The 17520-nt window shown below is 70.6% G+C and carries 14 protein-coding genes and 1 tRNA gene; 5 read left to right on the top strand and 10 right to left on the bottom strand.

Translation table 11 applies throughout. The features are described 5' to 3' along the window. Nucleotides 1-11 precede the first annotated feature (11 nt). The 8 genes from SCI24_RS10920 to SCI24_RS10885 form a co-directional block, all read right to left on the bottom strand. Complete coding sequence (locus SCI24_RS10920; protein WP_318725394.1) at nucleotides 12-1421, bottom strand: sigma-54 dependent transcriptional regulator; 1410 nt, start codon at nucleotides 1419-1421, stop codon at nucleotides 12-14. Beyond that, the gene (locus SCI24_RS10915) at nucleotides 1418-2860 is read right to left on the bottom strand and encodes an ATP-binding protein (protein WP_318725393.1); all 1443 of its coding nucleotides are present in this window, start codon (nucleotides 2858-2860) and stop codon (nucleotides 1418-1420) included. Before SCI24_RS10915 ends, SCI24_RS10920 begins: the two co-directional genes overlap by 4 nt. A 49-nt stretch (nucleotides 2861-2909) precedes the next feature. Beyond that, nucleotides 2910-4049, bottom strand: coding sequence for a PQQ-dependent sugar dehydrogenase (locus tag SCI24_RS10910; RefSeq protein WP_318725392.1), 1140 nt, complete (start codon nucleotides 4047-4049; stop codon nucleotides 2910-2912). A 112-nt stretch (nucleotides 4050-4161) separates the two neighbouring features. Continuing rightward, nucleotides 4162-5037: an AEC family transporter gene (locus tag SCI24_RS10905; protein WP_318725391.1), complete on the bottom strand. Its 876-nt coding sequence runs from the start codon at nucleotides 5035-5037 to the stop codon at nucleotides 4162-4164. A gap of 254 nt (nucleotides 5038-5291) precedes the next feature. Next, nucleotides 5292-5864: a PRC-barrel domain-containing protein gene (locus SCI24_RS10900; protein WP_318725390.1), complete on the bottom strand. Its 573-nt coding sequence runs from the start codon at nucleotides 5862-5864 to the stop codon at nucleotides 5292-5294. A gap of 118 nt (nucleotides 5865-5982) precedes the next feature. After that, a complete protein-coding gene (gene fhuB / locus SCI24_RS10895) occupies nucleotides 5983-7959 on the bottom strand; it encodes a Fe(3+)-hydroxamate ABC transporter permease FhuB (RefSeq protein ID WP_318725389.1) in 1977 nt (658 codons plus the stop codon). Further along, entirely contained in the window at nucleotides 7949-8833 is an 885-nt protein-coding gene (locus SCI24_RS10890; protein ID WP_318725388.1) for an ABC transporter substrate-binding protein, read from the bottom strand. Before SCI24_RS10890 ends, fhuB begins: the two co-directional genes overlap by 11 nt. After that, a complete protein-coding gene (locus SCI24_RS10885) occupies nucleotides 8826-9596 on the bottom strand; it encodes an ABC transporter ATP-binding protein (RefSeq protein ID WP_318725387.1) in 771 nt (256 codons plus the stop codon). Before SCI24_RS10885 ends, SCI24_RS10890 begins: the two co-directional genes overlap by 8 nt. Before the next feature lie 147 nt (nucleotides 9597-9743). On the opposite strand from SCI24_RS10885, the gene SCI24_RS10880 reads away from it, so the two are divergent. Then, the gene (locus tag SCI24_RS10880; protein ID WP_318725386.1) at nucleotides 9744-11549 is read left to right on the top strand and encodes an ABC transporter ATP-binding protein; all 1806 of its coding nucleotides are present in this window, start codon (nucleotides 9744-9746) and stop codon (nucleotides 11547-11549) included. A 204-nt stretch (nucleotides 11550-11753) separates the two neighbouring features. Then, nucleotides 11754-13949, top strand: a complete 2196-nt coding sequence (locus SCI24_RS10875) for a TonB-dependent siderophore receptor (protein WP_318725385.1) — start codon at nucleotides 11754-11756, stop codon at nucleotides 13947-13949. A gap of 73 nt (nucleotides 13950-14022) precedes the next feature. On the opposite strand, the gene fhuF is transcribed toward SCI24_RS10875, so the two are convergent. Then, nucleotides 14023-14763 (bottom strand): siderophore-iron reductase FhuF, encoded by a 741-nt coding sequence (gene fhuF, locus SCI24_RS10870; RefSeq protein WP_318725384.1) that lies wholly within the window; start codon nucleotides 14761-14763, stop codon nucleotides 14023-14025. A 146-nt stretch (nucleotides 14764-14909) separates the two neighbouring features. On the opposite strand from fhuF, the gene SCI24_RS10865 reads away from it, so the two are divergent. After that, nucleotides 14910-15953 (top strand): hypothetical protein, encoded by a 1044-nt coding sequence (locus SCI24_RS10865; RefSeq protein ID WP_318725383.1) that lies wholly within the window; start codon nucleotides 14910-14912, stop codon nucleotides 15951-15953. Between the two features lie 12 nt (nucleotides 15954-15965). Here the strand turns inward: SCI24_RS10865 and SCI24_RS10860 are convergent, their stop codons facing one another. After that, on the bottom strand, nucleotides 15966-16568 hold the full coding sequence (locus SCI24_RS10860) for a hypothetical protein (protein ID WP_318725382.1): 603 nt from the start codon (nucleotides 16566-16568) through the stop codon (nucleotides 15966-15968). A 155-nt stretch (nucleotides 16569-16723) separates the two neighbouring features. Between SCI24_RS10860 and SCI24_RS10855 the strand changes: the two genes are divergently transcribed. Both SCI24_RS10855 and SCI24_RS10850 read left to right on the top strand, forming a co-directional pair. After that, nucleotides 16724-16800, top strand: a tRNA-Ile gene (locus tag SCI24_RS10855). Nucleotides 16801-16997: 197 nt separating this feature from the next. Beyond that, nucleotides 16998-17450, top strand: coding sequence for an META domain-containing protein (locus tag SCI24_RS10850; protein WP_318725381.1), 453 nt, complete (start codon nucleotides 16998-17000; stop codon nucleotides 17448-17450). The last annotated feature ends 70 nt before the right edge of the window (nucleotides 17451-17520 follow it).

Genomic DNA, 17520 nt, shown 5'->3' with positions numbered 1-17520 from the left:
TTTTTGTCTGGCTACTCCTCCTCGAGGCGACGGTAGAGGGTGCGCCGGGCGATCCCCAGCACCTCGGCGGTGCGCCGCTTGTTGCCGCCCGTGGCCGCCAGCACCTTGCGGATATAGCGCTTCTCCACCTCTTCCAGGCTCGGCCAGTCCGCCTGGGTGGCGGTGCTCGCCAGCGTGCTGTCGGCCCGGGTCTCGCGGCAGGCGCGACGCCGGGCCTCGCCCTGGTCGCGGAGCCGCTGGGGCAGGTCGGCGTGACAGAGTTGTCCCGCCTCGGCCAGGGTCACCGCCCGCATGATGGCGTTCTCCAGCTCGCGAACGTTGCCCGGATAGTCGTAGCCGAGCAGGGCCTCCAGGGCCGCCGGCTCGATGCGCGCGATGCGCTTGTCCTGCTGACCGGCGTGCTTGTCGATCAGCGCCGGGATCAGCCGCTCGATGTCCCCCTCCCGTTCGCGCAGGGGCGGGATGCGCAGCGAGAAGGTCTCCAGGCGATAGAAGAGGTCGCTGCGGAAGTGACCCGCCTCGATCTCCTCCTCCAGCTGGCGATGGGTGGCGGCGATGATGCGCACGTCCACGGCGTCCTCCCGCTCTGCGCCCACCGGGCGCACGCTCTTCTCCTGCAGGGCCCGCAGCAGCTTGGCCTGCAGCGCGACAGGCATCTCGCCGATCTCGTCGAGGAAGAGGCTGCCGCCCCGCGCGGCCTGGAAGAGCCCCTGGCGGGACTCGTCGGCGCCGGTGAAGGCGCCCTTCACGTGGCCGAAGAACTCGCTCTCCATCAGCTCGGCGGGAATGCTGGCGCAGTTCACGGCGACGAAGGGACCGTCGCGACGCGGGCTCTCGGCGTGCACGGCACGCGCCATCAGCTCCTTGCCGGTGCCGCTCTCGCCGAGCAGCAGCATGGGCGCGTCGCTGTCGGCCAGCCGGGCGGCGTCGTGGAACAGCGACTGCATCGCCTCGCTCTCGCCGACGATGCCGTGGAAGCTGTTTGCCGCCCCGTCGCTTGCCAGGCGCGAGGCCAGCCGGCGGCTTTCCAGCACCCGGTAGACCGCCTCGCGCAGCCCCTCCAGGTCCAGCGGCTTGGTCAGGAAGTCGTCGGCGCCCTGCTTGAGTGCCTCCACCGCCTGGTCGATGGTGCCGAAGGCGGTGATCACGATGAAGCCCACCGTGCTCCCTTCGCGGCGCAGCCGCTCGAGCAGCTGCATGCCATCGATGCCCGGCAGGCGCACGTCGCTGATCACCAGGGCCACCTCGCTGTGGCTGAGCGTGGCCAGGGCCTGCTCGGCACTTGTCGCGGTGAGAGTCGCGTAGCCGGCGTCGGCCAGCTCCTCCTCGAGCAGCTCCAGGATGGCCGGGTCGTCCTCGACGACCAGCAGGGGCAGGGCAGGCGTGTCGCGTTCCGTGTCTGGCATGTTGTGTCCGTTCATGGGGGGGTGTCCTCGAGTGGCAGCACGATCTCGAAGCCGGCGCCTCCCAGCGCGCTGTCGAAGGCGCCGATGGAGCCGCCGTGGTCGTTGATGATGCGATGGACCATGGAGAGCCCGAGGCCGCTGCCCTGGCCCACGGGCTTGGTGGTGAAGAAGGGGTCGAAGACCCGGGTCCGGTCGGCCTCGGGGATGCCGCAGCCGTCGTCCTCGATGGTCAGGCAGAGGCTGTCGTCGCGGCGGCGGGCCACGAGCCGTATCCGCCGGACGCCCTCGGCCTGGGTGGCATTGCGCAGCAGGTTGGTGAGGACCTGGACCAGCTGCTGGCCATTGGCCAGCAGCATCAGCGGCGGGTCCGGGAGTGTCGGCTCGAGGCGAATGTCGCGTGCCTCGAGGTCGGCCTCGACCAGCTGCCGGGCGTCGTGGACCAGGTCGTCCAGGGCGAGCCGCTCCTTGTCGACGCTGTGCTGGCGCCCCAGGTCCATCAGCTGGCGCACGATCTCGACGATGCGCTGCACCTCGCCGCGGATGCGTCCCAGGCGCCGTCGCTCGTCGTCGCCGATGCCGTCGCGGCGCTCGAGGCGCTGGGCCTGGCCCTCGATGACGGTGAGCGGGGTGCCGACTTCGTGGGCCACCCCGGCGGCCAGCACGCCGAGCTCGGCCAGCTTGCGCGACTTGCGCAGGCGCCGCTCCAGCTCGATCTCGCGGCGCTGACGGGCCTCGATGTCGGCATCCTTCTCGGACAGGGCGTCGAGCATGTGGTTGAGGGCCAGGCCGAGCCGGCGGAACTCGTCGAGGCCGCGGATCGTGGCCCGCTGGCGGCGCTCGCCCCGGGCGACCCGCTCCATTACCTCGAGCAGCCGGCTCAGCGGGCGCTCGATATGGCGCCGGAACATCCACCAGATGCCCAGCACGATGCCCGCGGCACCGATGCCGAAGGCGACCAGGGCGAGCAGGCTGAGAAAGCCGGTGTAGTTCTCGATGCCGGTATTGAGGCGGTTGACCTGCAGCACGCCGAGGATGGTGCCGTCGGGGGCGCGCAGCGGCATCAGCGTCGAGAAGTAGGTCCAGCCATCCTCCTCGCGATAGTCGCTGTGCATCTCGCCCGCCTCGACCACCGCCTGGAGCTCCTCGGCGTCGTAGAGGGCCTCGCCGAGCCCCAGGCCGTGGATCTCGTTACCCGTGATGTCGAAGACATAGGCGCCGTAGATGCGGTTGTAGGAGAAGGCCGACTGCAGGGTCTCCTGCAGCGACTCCGGGCTCTCGCGGGTCAGGGCATAGCCCAGGGAGGTACCGATGGCACGGCTGATGGTCTGGACCTCGGTCTCCAGCTTGGAGCGCACGTTGTCCTCCAGCGACTTGATGGCCACCAGGCTGAAGACCATCAGCACCAGGAAGAGCGGCACGATGACCGTGACGATGATCAGGTTGCGCAGGCGCATGGGGATCCCTTTGGTCTTGGGGCCGCGTCCGGTGCGGCCCTCGTCGTGGCTAGTCGGCGGGCACCAGGCGGTAGAGGCCGCCGTCGGCGTGGTCGCTGAGCAGGTAGAGGGCGCCGTCGCGGCCCAGGCGCACGTCGCGGATGCGGCCGATCTCGCCCTCGAGGATCACCTCGCGCTCGACCACCCTGTCGCCGTCCAGGGCGAGGCGCACCAGCCGCTCGCTGGCCAGCCCCCCGGCCATCAGGTGGCCCTGCCAGGCGGGAAAGGCGTCGCCGCTCACCTGGGCCAGGCCCGAGGGGGCGAAGCGCCCGGCGAAGACGTGCACCGGGTCCTGCATGCCGGGGGCGCTGTCGCGGCCGATGGGCCGGTTGGTGGCGTAGTCGTTGCCGCGGCTCACCTCGGGCCAGCCGTAGTTGATATCCGCCTCCAGGCGGTTGAGCTCGTCGCCGGTGCGCGGGCCGTGCTCGGTGGACCAGGCCGTGCCGTCGGCCGCCACGGTCAGGCCCTGGGGATTGCGGTTGCCCCAGGTGAAGAGCTCGGGCCGGGCGTTCGCGTCGTCGACGAAGGGGTTGTCGTCCGGCACCCCGCCCTCGGCGGTGAGGCGCAGCACGCTGCCGGCGTGGTCGCCGCGGTCCTGGGCGCGCTCCGGGCTGCCGCGCTCGCCGACGCTCATCAGCAGGGTGCCGTCGGGCAGCCAGGCCAGTCGCGAGCCGTAGTGGCGGCCGGGGCGGGAGAAGCGGTCCTGGACGAACAGCGTCTCCAGGTCCACCAGGGCGTCGCCTTCCAGCCGCCCGCGGGAGAGGGTGGTGGCGCTGCCGCCATCGCCGGCCTGGCTCCAGGTAAGGTAGACCCAGTCGCTGCCCTGGCCGTAGTCGGGATGCAGGGCGACATCGAGCAGGCCGCCCTGGCCGTGGGTGGAGACCTCGGGCGCGCCGGAAACGGGGCTGACCTCGCCCTGGGCATCGATGCGCACCAGGCGGCCGGGCCGCTCGGTGACCAGCCACTGGCCGTCGGGAAGCTCGGCGGCCGACCAGGGATGCGTGAGGCCCGCGGCCACGCGCTCCAGGCGCAGATCAAGGTGGTCGGTGGAAATGCGCTCCTCGACCACCTCCGCGGCCACGGCCGGGGCGGCGAGCAGGGCGCCGCCCAGCAGCAGGGCGGTGGAGAGTGCATGACGTGTCAAGTGCATGTGGCTTCTCCCTCGTTGGCTGAACCCGCATAGGGACTCTTCACAGAGACCCTACACAGGGACTCTGCCGGGGCGAGGGTGTTCCCGGCGAGGGGCTCAGGTGAGGGCGGCGCTACATCAGGATCGCCAGCAGGATCGGCAGGTAGACCAGCGACAGCAGGGTGGAGCAGAACACCAGGCTCGCCACGTACTGCGGCTCGCGTCCGGCCTTCTGGGCGAAGAGGTAGTTGAACACCGCTACCGGCATGCTCATCTGCAGCACCAGGATGGCCAGCGCCATGGGCGGCAGCGCCAGCAGGGTGCCGATGCCCCAGGCGACCCCGGCGGCCACCGGGATGCGCAGCAGGCTGAAGCCGATGCCGGAGCCGAGGTTGCGGGCATGGATGCTGGCCAGCGAGACGCCCAGGGTGATCAGCATCAGCGGCACCGTGAAGCCCGAGATCAGGTCGACGCTGTTGGCGAGCCAGCGGGGCAGGTCGGTGTCGGTGAGCAGCAGTCCCAGGGCGATCAGGATGGCGTAGACGACCGGCGTCCTGGCCAACGACTTCAACGGGTTGCCGCGGCTCGCCAGCAGGGTGCCCAGGGTGAACTGGAACAGTGAGACCGTGACCATCACCGTGATGCCGAACGCGAAGCCGGCGCTGCCGAAGGCGTAGAGCACCACCGGCAGGCCCATGTTGCCGGTGTTGGGGTACATGGTGGGGGCCAGCAGCACCCGCCAGTCCTTGCCCAGCAGCCGGGCCAGCAGGAAGGCCATGCCGGCCATGGCGGTGAGCACCAGCGCCGTGGCCAGCATGGTGCGCCCGAAGCTGCCGGCGTCGATCTCGGCGCCGGCAAGCGAGGCCAGCACCAGGGCCGGGGTGCCGATGTTGAACACCAGCCGGGTGACGAAGGCCACCGGGAAGTCGTGGCCGAGGCGCACCCAGAGGAAGCCGAGCCCCGCGCCGGTGAGCACTGGCGCCATCACGGCGAAGAGTTCGGCGAGCATGGGCGGCATCCTTGCGTGGCGGCGGGAGAGGGCGCGTATTGTCGTGAATGCAGGCCCCTCGGGGCAACACCGGCGTGCCGCCGACATGAAAAGGCCCCGGCAGGTCCGGGGCCAAGGATCGAAACGCCAGCCTCTTCAGGTTAGAACGTGTAACTGGCGGAGAGCCAGGGCCGTCGACGCGAGCGGCGCCTGATGTCCTCCAGCAAGAAGCCCGGTCGATGACCGGGCTTGGCAGGCAGAGGGTGGCCGGGGCGTTACTCGGCGGAGCGGTCGGCGGCCTCGCGGGTCCGTTCGCCGACGTTCTCCAGGGCCTCGCCGATGCGGTCCAGGGCCCGTGACGCCCCTTCCTGGGTGGATTCCCAGGCGCTGGCGGCGCCCTCCTTGGTGTCCTCCCAGGCCTGCTGGGCCCCTTCCCGGGCGTTCTGCCACCAGTCATTGGTGTACTGCGGCTGCTGGGCGATCTGCTCCTCGCTCATGTCGACGTTCACCCGGTACTCGATCTCCTCGAGGCTGTTGCCGTTCTGGGTCTCGACGGTGAACTTGCCGGTCTCGATGACGAAATGCTGTTCGCCCTTGAAGTCGAAGAGGTTGCCGGTGTCGATGACCAGGGCGCGGACCTGCATGTCGTTGTCGAGCAGGATGTCCTCCACCTCGCCGATCTGTTCGCTGCCGGAGGTGGCGTAGACATCGGCATCGAGCAGTTCGTCGGCCGAGTAGAGGCCCTGGGGCTGGGCCACGGCACTGCCGGCGACGGCCAGGCCGCCGGCGAGCAGCGCCCCGAGGGTGGCTTGCTTGATGGCGTGGTTCAGCGGTGTGCGTTGGGCCATGCGTTCACTCCTTGTGATCCGTGAAGGTCCATGTGATCGATGGCGCCTTTCGACGCCTCATCCACGTTAGTGTGGTCAGCGGCCGGCGAGTTCAATGGTGAGCCCGCCGCGGGCCCGATCATCGGCGCCCGAGGCCCCACATGAAGTAGGCGCCGCCCAGCAGCGAGGCCACCAGGCCGGCGGGGATCTCGGCGGGGAACAGCAGCTGGCGGCCCAGCCAGTCCGCCAGCACCATCAGCAGGGCGCCGATCAGCGCGGCCCCCAGCAGGTGTGCGTGGGCCCGGGAGAAGCCCGCCAGCCGTGCCATGTGGGGTGCCAGCAGGCCGACGAAGGAGAGCGGGCCCACCACCAGGGTGGCGCAGGCGGTCAGCAGGGCGACCAGCAGCAGCAGCGCCAGCCGGGCCCGCTCGACCCGAACGCCCAGGGCCGCGGCCGTGGCCGCCCCCAGCGGCAGGATATCCAGCCAGCGGGCGAAGGGGCGGGCCGCCAGGGCCAGCCCCACGGCGAGCCCCGCGACCACTGCCGAGCTGGCGGGATCGACGTAGTAGGTGGAGCCCGAGAGCCAGGCGATCACCTGCTGGCCGCGGGGGTCGCCGCCGGCCAGCACGATGGCGCGCACGGCGTCGAACAGGGCGGTGATCGCCACGCCGCTGAGCAGCAGCCGTTCGGGCATGAAGCCGCTGCGTCGGTTGAGCACGACCAGCACCGTGAGGCTGGCCAGCGCGCCCAGGGTGCCGGCGGCGACCAGGGTCAGGTTGCCGGGGGCGGGCAGCAGGAAGAGCGCCGCGATCAGCGCGATGGCGCTGCCGCCGCTGATGCCCAGCACCTCGGGGCTGGCCATGGGGTTGGCGGTGAGGCGCTGGATCAGGGTGCCGGCGATGGCCAGCATCACCCCGCTGGCCGCGGCGGCCAGCAGCCGTGGCCAGCGCCACGCCAGCACCGCCTCCTCAATAGTGGCGAACCAGCCGCCGGCCGCCTGGCCCAGCAGCAGGGCAAGCAGGAGGGCGGCGACAAGGCCCAGGGCCAGCCCCGCGGCCAGGCGCCCGGGGGCCGGGTGGCGTGGGGCCAGGGCCGTGGCACTGGCGGGCGGGCGGCCGGCCGCCAGGTGCAGCCGCGGGATCAGCCACAGCAGCAGCGGGGTGCCCAGGGCGGCCGTGGTGGCCCCGGTGGGAAGCAGGGTGGGCAGGGTGCCGGCGAAGCGCTGCAGCAGCAGGTCGGTGGTGGCGAGCAGCAGGGCGCCGAGCAGCGTCGACCAGACGAGCCGCGCCCCCAGGTGGCGCGCCCCGGCCAGGCGCACGATATTGGGCGCCGCCAGGCCAATGAAGCCGACCACCCCCACCACGCTGACCACGCAGGCGGTGAGGAAGACCGCCAGCCCCAGCCCCGCCAGGCGCAGGTGCTTCAGCGAGACGCCGAGGCTCCTGGCGCTGGCGTCATCGAGCTCGAGCACCGTCAGCGGCCGCAGCAGCAGCCAGGCCGCCAAGCCGCCCAGCAGCAGTCGCGGGGCCAAGAAGGCGGCGTCTTGCCAGCCGTTCTGGGCCAGCGAGCCGGCGCCCCAGATCAGCAGCCCCTTGAGGGTCTCCTGGTGGAAGAGCAGCAGCACCATGCCCAGGGCCCCGGCGTAGAGGTTGACCACCAGGCCGGCGAGGACCACCACCGCGGGGGAGAGGCCGCGGCGCCAGGTCAGGGCGAAGACCAGCGCCATGGCGCCGGCGCCGCCGGCCAGGGCGACCCATTCGCGCCCGGCCAGCAACAGGCCCGGGGCGAGCAGGGTGGCGGCCATCAGCGCCAGGTTGGCGCCGCTGGCCACCCCCAGGGTGGTGGGCGCGGCCAGCGGGTTGCGCAGCACCTGCTGCATCAGCACCCCGGCCAGGGCCAGGCCGCCGCCGGCCAGCAGCGCCATGGCCAGGCGCGGCCACCAGCTGTAGTGGCGTACCAGCGCCTCGGCGCTCTCCGGCGTCGCCGTCGTGAGCGAGTGCAGGCCATCGAACAGCCCCTCCTCGGCGAGCGAGCCGAGTATCAGGGCCAGCAGCGCCAGGCCCGGCAGCAGGCAGACCAGGGCAGGGGCGTGGCGGCGGGCGGCCTCAGTCGTCATGGGGCGCCTCCTCCAGGGCGGCGACCAGGTGGTCGGCGAAGCGCTGAGCCGAGGGCAGGGCGCCGAAGCTCCATACCGGGGGCAGGGTGATCAGGGATTCGTTGCGCACGCTGGGCTGCTGCTGCCAGAGGCCGCTGTCGGCCAGCGCGGCCTCGACGCCCTCCGGGTAGGGCTCCACCACCACCAGCCGAGCCTCCAGGCCGGCCAGCTGCTCCAGGCCCACCAGCGAGAAGCCCCAGGCGTTGGTCTCGCCGCGCCAGGCGTTGTCCAGCCCTAGGCGCTCCATCACGGCCTGGTAGAGGCCGCCCTTGCCGAACACCCGGACATGGCGCTCGTCCATGAACTGCACCACCAGCAGCGGAGGCACCCGCTCGGGAAGTCGCCGCCGCAGGGCCTCCAGTCGCGTCTCCGTCTCGGCGATCAGCCGCTCGGCGGCCGCCTCGTGCTCGGCCAGGCGACCGACCTCGCGGGTCAGCTCGCGCAATTGTGGCCAGGGCTCGCGGCCCGAGGTGTAGAACGGCAGGGTCGTGACCGGGGCGATGCGCGACAGCCGCGGCGCCAGGTGGGCGAACATCGGCGAGATCAGGAGGCGGTCGGGCGCGAGGCTCGCCAGCAGCTCCAGGTTGGGCTGGCTGCGCAGGCCGAGATCGACGCTGGCCTCGGGCAGGCGCGGCGCGCGCACCCAGGCATGGTAGGCGTCGCGCTGGGCGACGCCGGCCGGCGTGACGCCCAGCGCCATCAGGGTCTCGGCCAGGGTCCAGTCGAGGGTGGCGACGGCCGGCTGGGCCTGGGCGCGGGTCGTCGGCACCAGCGCCAGGACCAGCAGCAGCCCAGGGACGAGACCGCGGAGCAGCCGGACGAGCGCGTCAGGCATGGACCAGGGCGACGAGGTGCTGGCCGGCGGGATGCGCCATCACGCGCATGGGGATGCCGTAGATCGCCTCCAGGGTGGCCTCGTCCATCAGCTCGGCCGGGGTGCCCCGGGCCAGCACGCGCCCGCCGTGCAGGGCGACCAGGTGGTCGCAGTAGCGCGCCGCCATGTTGACGTCGTGGAGCACGATGACCACGCCGAGCCCCAGCGTCTCGCTGAGCTCGCGGATCAGCGTCAGCACCTCCACCTGGTGGGCGATGTCCAGCGCGGCGAGCGGCTCGTCGAGCAGCAGGAAGTCGCTGCCCTGGGCCAGCAGCATGGCCATCCAGACCCGCTGGCGTTCGCCGCCGGAGAGAGTGTCGACCAGGCGGTCGGCGAAGGCCTCGGTGTGGGTCGCGGCGATGGCCTCCTCGATGGCCGCCTCGTCCTCGCGGGTATGCCGGTCCAGCAGGCCGCGCCAGGGGTAGCGACCCATGGCCACCAGCTCGCGGCCGAGCAGGTTCTCGGTGGCGGGCAGCTGCTGGGGCAGGTAGGCCACCCGGCGGGCGAACTCGCGCTGCCCCCAGCGGGCCAGGGGGCGCCCGGCGAAGGCCAGCTCGCCTCGGCTGGCCGATTGCTGACGGGCCAGCAGCTTGAGCAGGGTCGACTTGCCCGAGCCGTTGTGGCCGATCAGGCCGTGCACCCGGCCGCCCTCCAGGGTCAGGTCGGTGGCGGCGAGCAGCGGCCGGTCGGCGATGGCGAAACCGGCTCCGCGCAGTTCGAACATGCAGGACGCTCCTTCGGCGGGCCCGGGCGGGGCGGGCGATGGGCGCTACCTTACCTCCAGTGATAATGGTTATCAATAAGATCCGTTTCGGGCCGGCCGCCTTCCCGGTATGCTGTGGCGTTTCACCCTCCAGGACCCCCGATCCCCATGTCTGATGCCACCACCTCCAGCTTCCGGGCCCTAGCACGCCTGCTGCGCTATGCCCGCGGCTATCGCCGCCGGATCATCGCTGCCAGCGCCTGCTCGGTCATCAACAAGCTGTTCGACATCGCCCCGGAGATCCTCATCGGCGTGGCCATTGACGTGGTGGTCAACCAGGAGCAGAGCTTCGTGGCGGGGCTCGGCTTCGAGTCCGCCCGGGAGCAGATCCTGATCCTCGGCGCGCTGACCTTCTTCATCTGGGCCGGGGAGTCGCTGTTCGAGTACCTCTTCCAGGTGCTGTGGCGCAACCTCGCCCAGCGGCTGCAGGCCGATCTGCGCCAGGACGCCTACGAGCATGCCCAGCGGCTCGACATGGGCTTCTTCGAGTCGAGGAGCTCCGGCCAGCTGGTGGCGACCATGAACGACGACGTCAACCAGCTCGAGCGCTTCCTGGACGGCGGTGCCAACGCCATGATCCAGGTCGGCGTCACCGTGGTGGCAGTGGGGGCGGTGTTCTTCGTGCTCTCGCCGCTGATCGCGCTGCTCGCCTTCACGCCGATCCCGCTGATCGTGTGGGGCGCCTTCTATTTCCAGCGCAAGGCCGGGCCGCTCTATGCCGAGGTGCGCGAGCGGGTCGGTGACCTCTCGAGCCGGCTCTCCAACAACCTGGCCGGCATCGCCACCATCAAGAGCTTCACCGCCGAGGTCCGCGAGGCCGAGCGGCTGCGCCAGGCAAGCGAGGCCTACGTGGAGGCCAACCGGCGGGCGATCCGCATCAGCTCGGCCTTCATCCCGGTGATCCGCATGGCGATCCTGGCCGGCTTCCTGGCCACCTTCACCGTGGGCGGGATGATGGCCCTGCGGGGTGACCTGAACGTCGGCGCCTACGGGGTGCTGGTGTTCCTCACCCAGCGGCTGCTGTGGCCGCTGACCGGCCTGGCCCAGGTGATCGACCTCTTCGAGCGCGCCATGGCCAGCACGCGGCGCATCCTCGACTTGCTGGCCACGCCGATCCGCGTGCGCGACGACGGAGGGCGGGCGCTGGCCGAGCCGGTGCGCGGCGAAGTGGCCTTCGCCGACGTGAGCTTTCGCTACCCGGGCAGCGGCGAGGGAGTGAGCGATATTCAACTGGACGTGCCGGCAGGGCATACCCTGGCCCTGGTCGGCGCTACCGGCTCCGGCAAGTCGACCCTGATCAAGCTGCTGCTGCGCTTCCACGACCCCGAGGCGGGGGAGATCCGCATCGACGGCCAGCCGATCCGCGAGCTCGAGCTGGCCTCGCTGCGCCGGGCCATCGGCCTGGTCAGCCAGGACGTCTACCTGTTCGAGGGCCCGGTGCGCGATAACATCGCCTACGGCAAGCCGGATGCCCCGGAGGCCGACATCATCGCCGCGGCACAGACGGCGGAGGCCTGGGCGTTCATCCAGGCGCTGCCCCAAGGGCTCGACACCCCGGTGGGGGAGCGCGGCGTGCGCCTCTCCGGCGGTCAGCGCCAGCGCCTCTCGCTGGCCCGGGCGCTGCTCAAGGACCCGCCGATCCTGGTGCTCGACGAGGCCACCAGCGCCGTGGACAACGAGACCGAGGCGGCCATCCAGCGCTCGCTGAAGCGCATCGCCCACCAGCGCACCGTGATCATGATCGCCCACCGGCTCTCGACCATCGTCCATGCCGACCAGATCGCCGTGGTCCACGGCGGGCGGGTGGTCGAGCGCGGCACCCATGCGGAGCTGCTGGCGCGCAACGGGCGCTATGCGGCCCAGTGGCGGGTGCAGACCGGCGAGGTCGAGGCGGCGGACGCGCCCCTGGCCTGATCTTTTTCCCTTCCCTGTATCCCTTTCGCCACCGGCGGCCCTGGGGCCGCCGGTGGCGTCTACCGCCCCGGTTCTCGCCGCCTCCCGGTGAGAAAGCCCTTCCTGATTGACGACTCAAAAGCTGAGCGTTCTTGGTTGTTTTAGTTAATGCGACTCATTATCATGCGCATTCCCGTTGTATAAGAACCAAAGGCTTGCTCAACCATGTCCCATCCCGCTTTCCGCCCCATCGGGGACGATCCCCTGGCCCAGGCCGTGCGCCGGGCCCTCGGCCTGGCCACCGCCGGTGCCTTCGTGCTGGTCTCGCCCGCCCTGCTGGCCCAGGAGGCCGGATCCGCCGAGGAACTCGAGACGGTGACCGTCGAGGCCGAGGCGCTGTCGGTCATCACCGAGGGCACGGAGCGTTACCGGGTGCCGCTCACCAGCACCGCGACCAGGCTCGACCTGACGCCCCGCGAGACGCCCCAGTCCGTCTCGACCGTGACTCGGGCCCAGATCGACGACTTCAGCCTCGACACCACCAATGACGTGCTGGAGAGCACCCCCGGTGTCACGGTGGAGCGCCTGGAGACGGACCGCACCTACTACACGGCGCGGGGCTTCGAGATCTCCAACTTCCAGGTCGACGGGATACGCGTGCCCATGCCGTACAACAACGTGCATGGCGACATGGACACCGCGATCTACGACCGGGTGGAGGTGGTGCGCGGCGCCACCGGGCTGATGTCCGGCTCGGGCAACCCGGCGGCGACGGTGAACTTCGTGCGCAAGCGGCCCACCTTCGAGCCCCAGGCCTCGGTCTCGGCGAGCATCGGCGCCTGGGACCAGCGGCGCCTGGAACTGGACCTCGCCGGGCCGCTGGACGACGCGGGGCGCGTCCGCGGGCGCCTGGTGGCGGCGGGGATGGAGAGTGACTCCTACCTGGACCGGCTGAGCCGCGAGCGGGGGCTGCTCTACGGCGTGCTGGAGGCCGATGTCACCGACAGCACCCTGGTGACCCTCGGCCACACCTGGCAGCAGAACGACACCGACGGCAACATGTGGGGCTCGCTGCCGCTCTATGACTCGGCCGGCAACCCCACCGACTACGACGTCGAGACCTCCTCGGCCCCCGACTGGTCCTACTGGGACGTGGAGACCCATCGCAGCTTCCTCGAGGTGCAGCAGGAACTCGGCGATCGCTGGTCGCTGAAGGGCACGCTTACCCACCTGAACATGCTCTCCGACACCCAGCTGTTCTACATCTACGGGACGCCCGATGCTGCCACCGGGCGCATCGCCGACGACCAGCTGACCCTGAGCAAGTACGATCGCCACCTGGAGCAGTGGGTGGCCGACCTGCATGCCAAGGGCGACGTCGATGCCTTCGGGCGCAGCCACCAGCTGGTGGTGGGCACGGACTGGAGCCAGAGCCGCAACCAGCAGCTCTCTCGCTACCCCACGGCGAGCTTCGATGCGGGCGGCCAGGGCCTGCCGCCGCTGGGCGACTGGAACGGGCGCTACCCCGAACCCGATGCCTGGGTGGCCTTCCCCGGCACCGACGGCGATGCCACGGTCAAGGAGCGCAGCGTCTATGGCGCGGCCAAGCTGGACCTCGCCGAGCGCTGGACCGCGGTGGGTGGCGCCCGGCTGAGCTGGGCCGATACGACCGGCGAGCAGTACGGGGTCTCCCAGGCGAGCGACCACGACCGGGTGCTGACGCCCTATGCCGGCCTGATCTATGACGTCACCGACCGGGCGTCCCTCTATGCCAGCGTCACCGAGATCTTCAATCCGCAGACCGAGATCGACCGCAACGGCGACTACCTCGACCCCGTCGACGGTGTCAGCCAGGAGGTGGGCCTCAAGGCCGAGCTGTTCGACGGCGGCGCCGATGCCTCGCTGGCGCTGTTCCGCACCGAGCAGGACAACGTGGCCCAGCCGGCGGGCACCCGGCCCGACGGCACCGCCTTCTATACGGGCGGAGACGGCATCACCAGCGAGGGCGTGGAGGTGACCCTGGCCGGCGAGCTGGCCCCGGGCTGGCAGGCCAGCGTCGGCTATACCTACCTGGAGGTCGAGGACGCCGAGGGCGACGCCACCAACACCTACATCCCGCGCCACCTGGTGCGCGCCACCACCAGCTACCGGCCGGCCGCCCTGGACGCCCTCAAGGTGGGGGCACGGCTGCGCTGGCAGGACGATATCGAGCGTGACCGTGACCTCGCCGAGGGCAAGACCCGCCAGGAGGCCTATGCCCTGGTCGACCTGATGGCGAGCTATGATTTCAGCGACAGCCTGACCGCCTCGCTGAACCTCAACAACGTCACCGACGAGAAGTACCTGACCAGCCTCAAGTGGGACCAGGCATTTCATGGCGCCCCGCGCCATGTCATGGCCAACCTGACCTGGCGCTACTGAGCCACGGCACGGTGAGTCATGCCAACAGGGCCCACCCCGGCAGCGGGGGTGGGCTCTCGCGTGGGTGAGGCGGTCAGGGCGTTTCGGCGGCACGGGCCCTGTGGCGGCAGGCCAGCGGGCAGTTTCCGCAGACGCCCAGCTCGTCGATCAGGTAGCGGATGCAGCACAGGCGACGTACCCGCCGTGGGGTGCCGTCATCGCCCTCGACGTAGCGCACCGGGCGATGGAGCGGGTTGCGTCGGCCGTCGGGCAGGGTACGGCTCGCCAGCAGCGCCCGGGCGGGTTCAGCGACGTCCGCTGTGGCCATGGGATGGTCGGCCAGGGCGCCGGCGAAGTGCTCGACGTAGTTGCCGGCGTTGCTCCAGAACACCTTGGGCGAGGCGCCGCTGGCCGTGGCCAGGGCCTCGACCAGCGGCGCCAGGTGGCCGTCGAGCAGGGTCGCGAAGCGCGAGTGGGGCGCGAGCTTGGCCAGGGGGCGGCCGGCGTGGCGAAGCACCAGGCCGGTGGTCTGCCCCTCGGGGGATTGCCGGAGATGCAGCTCGTCGAGCCCCAGCGGCAGGTCGCGCTCGAGCAGCAGGTTGGCTGCCAGGCCGTGGCCCGCCAGGGCGCTGAAGTGCCACTTGGACCATAGCGAGGCCACCGCCCGTCGATCGCCCTGGCCGTAGCGGGCGCCGAAGCACTCGAGCAGCCCCGCCAGGCGTGCCGGGTCGAGCAGCTCGCGAGCCGGCATGCCCTCGGGCGCTGCCGGCGCGATCGCCGGTGGGGCGAGGTGCTGCAGGGGGCCGACATAGAGCCGAGCCAGGGACGAGGGCATGGCGAGACCACCGGATCCGCGGAAAGCTTCATTATACAAACAATAATCATTATCGATAAGGGGCGTCGCCGCGACGCCCCGGGCGGTTCCCGGCGCAGGTTTCAGCGTAGTAGGGTGAGGCATCCATCGATCCGGAGGACGACGACATGGTGAGTGCCAGGATCCTGCAGCAGGGAACCATCCACTGCTTTCCCGCCGGCCTCAAGGATGCCAAGGGGCGGCTGGTGAACGCCGAGGTCTCGGCGGTGGCCTACGATGGCGAGCGCCTGCTGATGGCCAGCGACAAGCCGATCCCCGGCGAATCGCGCTCGGCCGTGTTCGCCGTGCCCCTCACCCCCGAGGGGCCCGACGACAGCCGGCTGACCTACTTTACCCAGCCGCTGGTCAAGCAGGCCGAGAAGTACGAGGACTTCGCGCTGACCGCCGATGGCCGCCACGTGCTGGCGACCACCGGCTTCGATCGCATCGACGACGAGAGCCACGCCCTCAACGACTACAACCACCTGCTGATCTGGCCGCTGGGCGAGCCGGACCGGGTTCAGGTGGTGGACCCCGACCCGCGCGACGGCGTGGCGGGCTCGCTGGAGCTGCGCGACAAGCTGAACGCCGCGATCGGCTTTCCCTACTACAAGATCGAGGGGCTCGCCGCGATCCCCGGCGAGCGGGGCGACGGCCTGCTGCTGTTCGGCGTGCGCGAGCAGGGCGAGGCCCATGACGACTTCGCCTACGTGAGCCGGGTGGTGGGGGCCCATTACGAGATCAGCGAGAGCGGCAACCTGATGTTCCTCGATGCGCTGCGCGAGCACTATGCCTTCGACCCGGGCGAGCATCCCGAGGTCCGCTACGACTGCGGCCTCTCGAGCCTGGAGTACGACCCCTACCACGCGCGGCTCTACCTGCTGAACAGCTTCGAGGTGGAGGAAGCCGGCGAGGAGCGCATCGGCGGCTACCTGTGGGAGATCGGCCTGGAGGATTTCCGGGTCGGCCGGCCCCCGACCCTGGTGACCACCCCGGCGGGCCTGCCGCTGGAGTTCGAGCACAAGGCCGAGGGCCTGGCGGTGCTGGACCATGATCGCCTGTTCGTCGCCTACGACAACGACCGCAACCTGGGCCTGGGCAGCGTCGACGAGCGCGACGAGCGCCACGCCTGCGAGGCGCCCTACACGATCCTCGCCATCACCGCGACCTGACTCGTCCCCGGCTCAGCGCCGCATGAGCACGGCGTCGAGAAGGACCGGCACCTCGTCGCCGATCTGCTCGTAGCCGAGCAATAGCAGTACCGAGCGCAGCGTCGGGTTGGCCATCAGCTCGCGGCCATCCAGCGCCACCCGCTCGGCGTTGGTGACCCGCACCCGACCGGCGGACTCGCGGCTGAAGCGCACCGCCAGCGGCTCGCTGCGGGTGGTGCCGCCGGACTGAACCGAGAGCTCGAGCACCTCCACCAGCGACTCGCCCACGGCCAGCGCCTCCAGGCGCTGGGGCGGAAAGCGCGTGGTCACGGTGGCCAGGGGCTGTTCGGTGAGGCCGGAGAGCCAGGGCGGCAACGATCCCATGCGCTCGATCACGTCGCTCTGGGCCAGCCGCAGGGGCAGGCGCAGGGTGCCGTCCGCCTCGGCGGTGCCGGCGAGGCGACGCACCTCGTGCTGATGGGCAATGGGGCCCGTCGGGGCGATCTGCACCACGGTGGCGGCCACCCGCGAGCGTTCGGGGTCCAGCTCCCAGGCGGCGGCCGCCGGCAGGGCCAGCAGCAGGGCGAACAGGGCAGTACCAAGGGCAGGGAAACGGCAAAGAGGGCGGTGTCGCACCGGTCGATCTCCAGAAGGGCAGGCCACCTGCAGACCACGGCCGGGGGAGGAAGTGCCGCGGCGGGAGATTCGGCCAGCCAAGGGCGGCCGGCTATGGTCACCTTCATCGCCATTCGCTATCATACTGCGGCGCCGCTCGGCGCCATCCGTTGCAAGGGCCTATAGCTCAGTTGGTTAGAGCAGGGGACTCATAATCCCTTGGTCGCTGGTTCGAGTCCAGCTGGGCCCACCAATGACTACCTCCTTATTCCCTTCCATGACTCAGCTTTCCCCAGACACCCGGGAACTGCTGGACTGCCTGCGTGTTACCGATTCCGAGACCCTCCAACGCAATCGAGGCGGCGGCCTGAAGCGCCACTGCGGATCGAGCAGGGTTGGTGTCGCAGCTTTCGGTTTACAATCTACCCAGATGGCAAAGGAGGGACCTCGATGAAACAGACGTATTCGTGTGCTGCTCTGCTGGTCGGCACGTTGGCCCTGACCGGTTGTGCCGGGCATGATGCGACCTCCGGCGGAGACACCGTCAACGAGCCCCTGGAGAATACCTACTGGAAGCTGGTGACGGTGGGTGAGCGCAAGGCGGTGGTCATTGAGGAGGCACGCGAGGCGCATCTGGTGCTGCATGCCGAGGAGGCCCGCCTGGCAGGCTCCACCGGCTGCAACCGCATGATGGGCGAGTATGAGCGTGACGGCGACCGGTTACGCTTCGACCGGTTGGCCACCACCATGATGGCCTGTCCTGGCGAGGTGATGGCGCTCGAGCGCGAATTTCTGGATGCCCTCGACGACATCGCCAGCTGGCAGGTCGAGGGCGAAACCCTGACCCTCGTCGACGGTGAGGGCGACGCGCGCGCCCGCTTCGAGGCGGTGCACCTCTACTGAGTCACCGTCTGCCACCGGGCTGCCGGAATTCCTCGATACCCGACTCGAGGAGTGGGAAGGCCGACTCGCG

The sequence above is a fragment of the Halomonas sp. genome (genome assembly GCF_033549285.1).
In the GTDB taxonomy this organism is placed as follows: domain Bacteria; phylum Pseudomonadota; class Gammaproteobacteria; order Pseudomonadales; family Halomonadaceae; genus Halomonas.
This window is presented reverse-complemented; position numbering and strand designations above follow the sequence as displayed.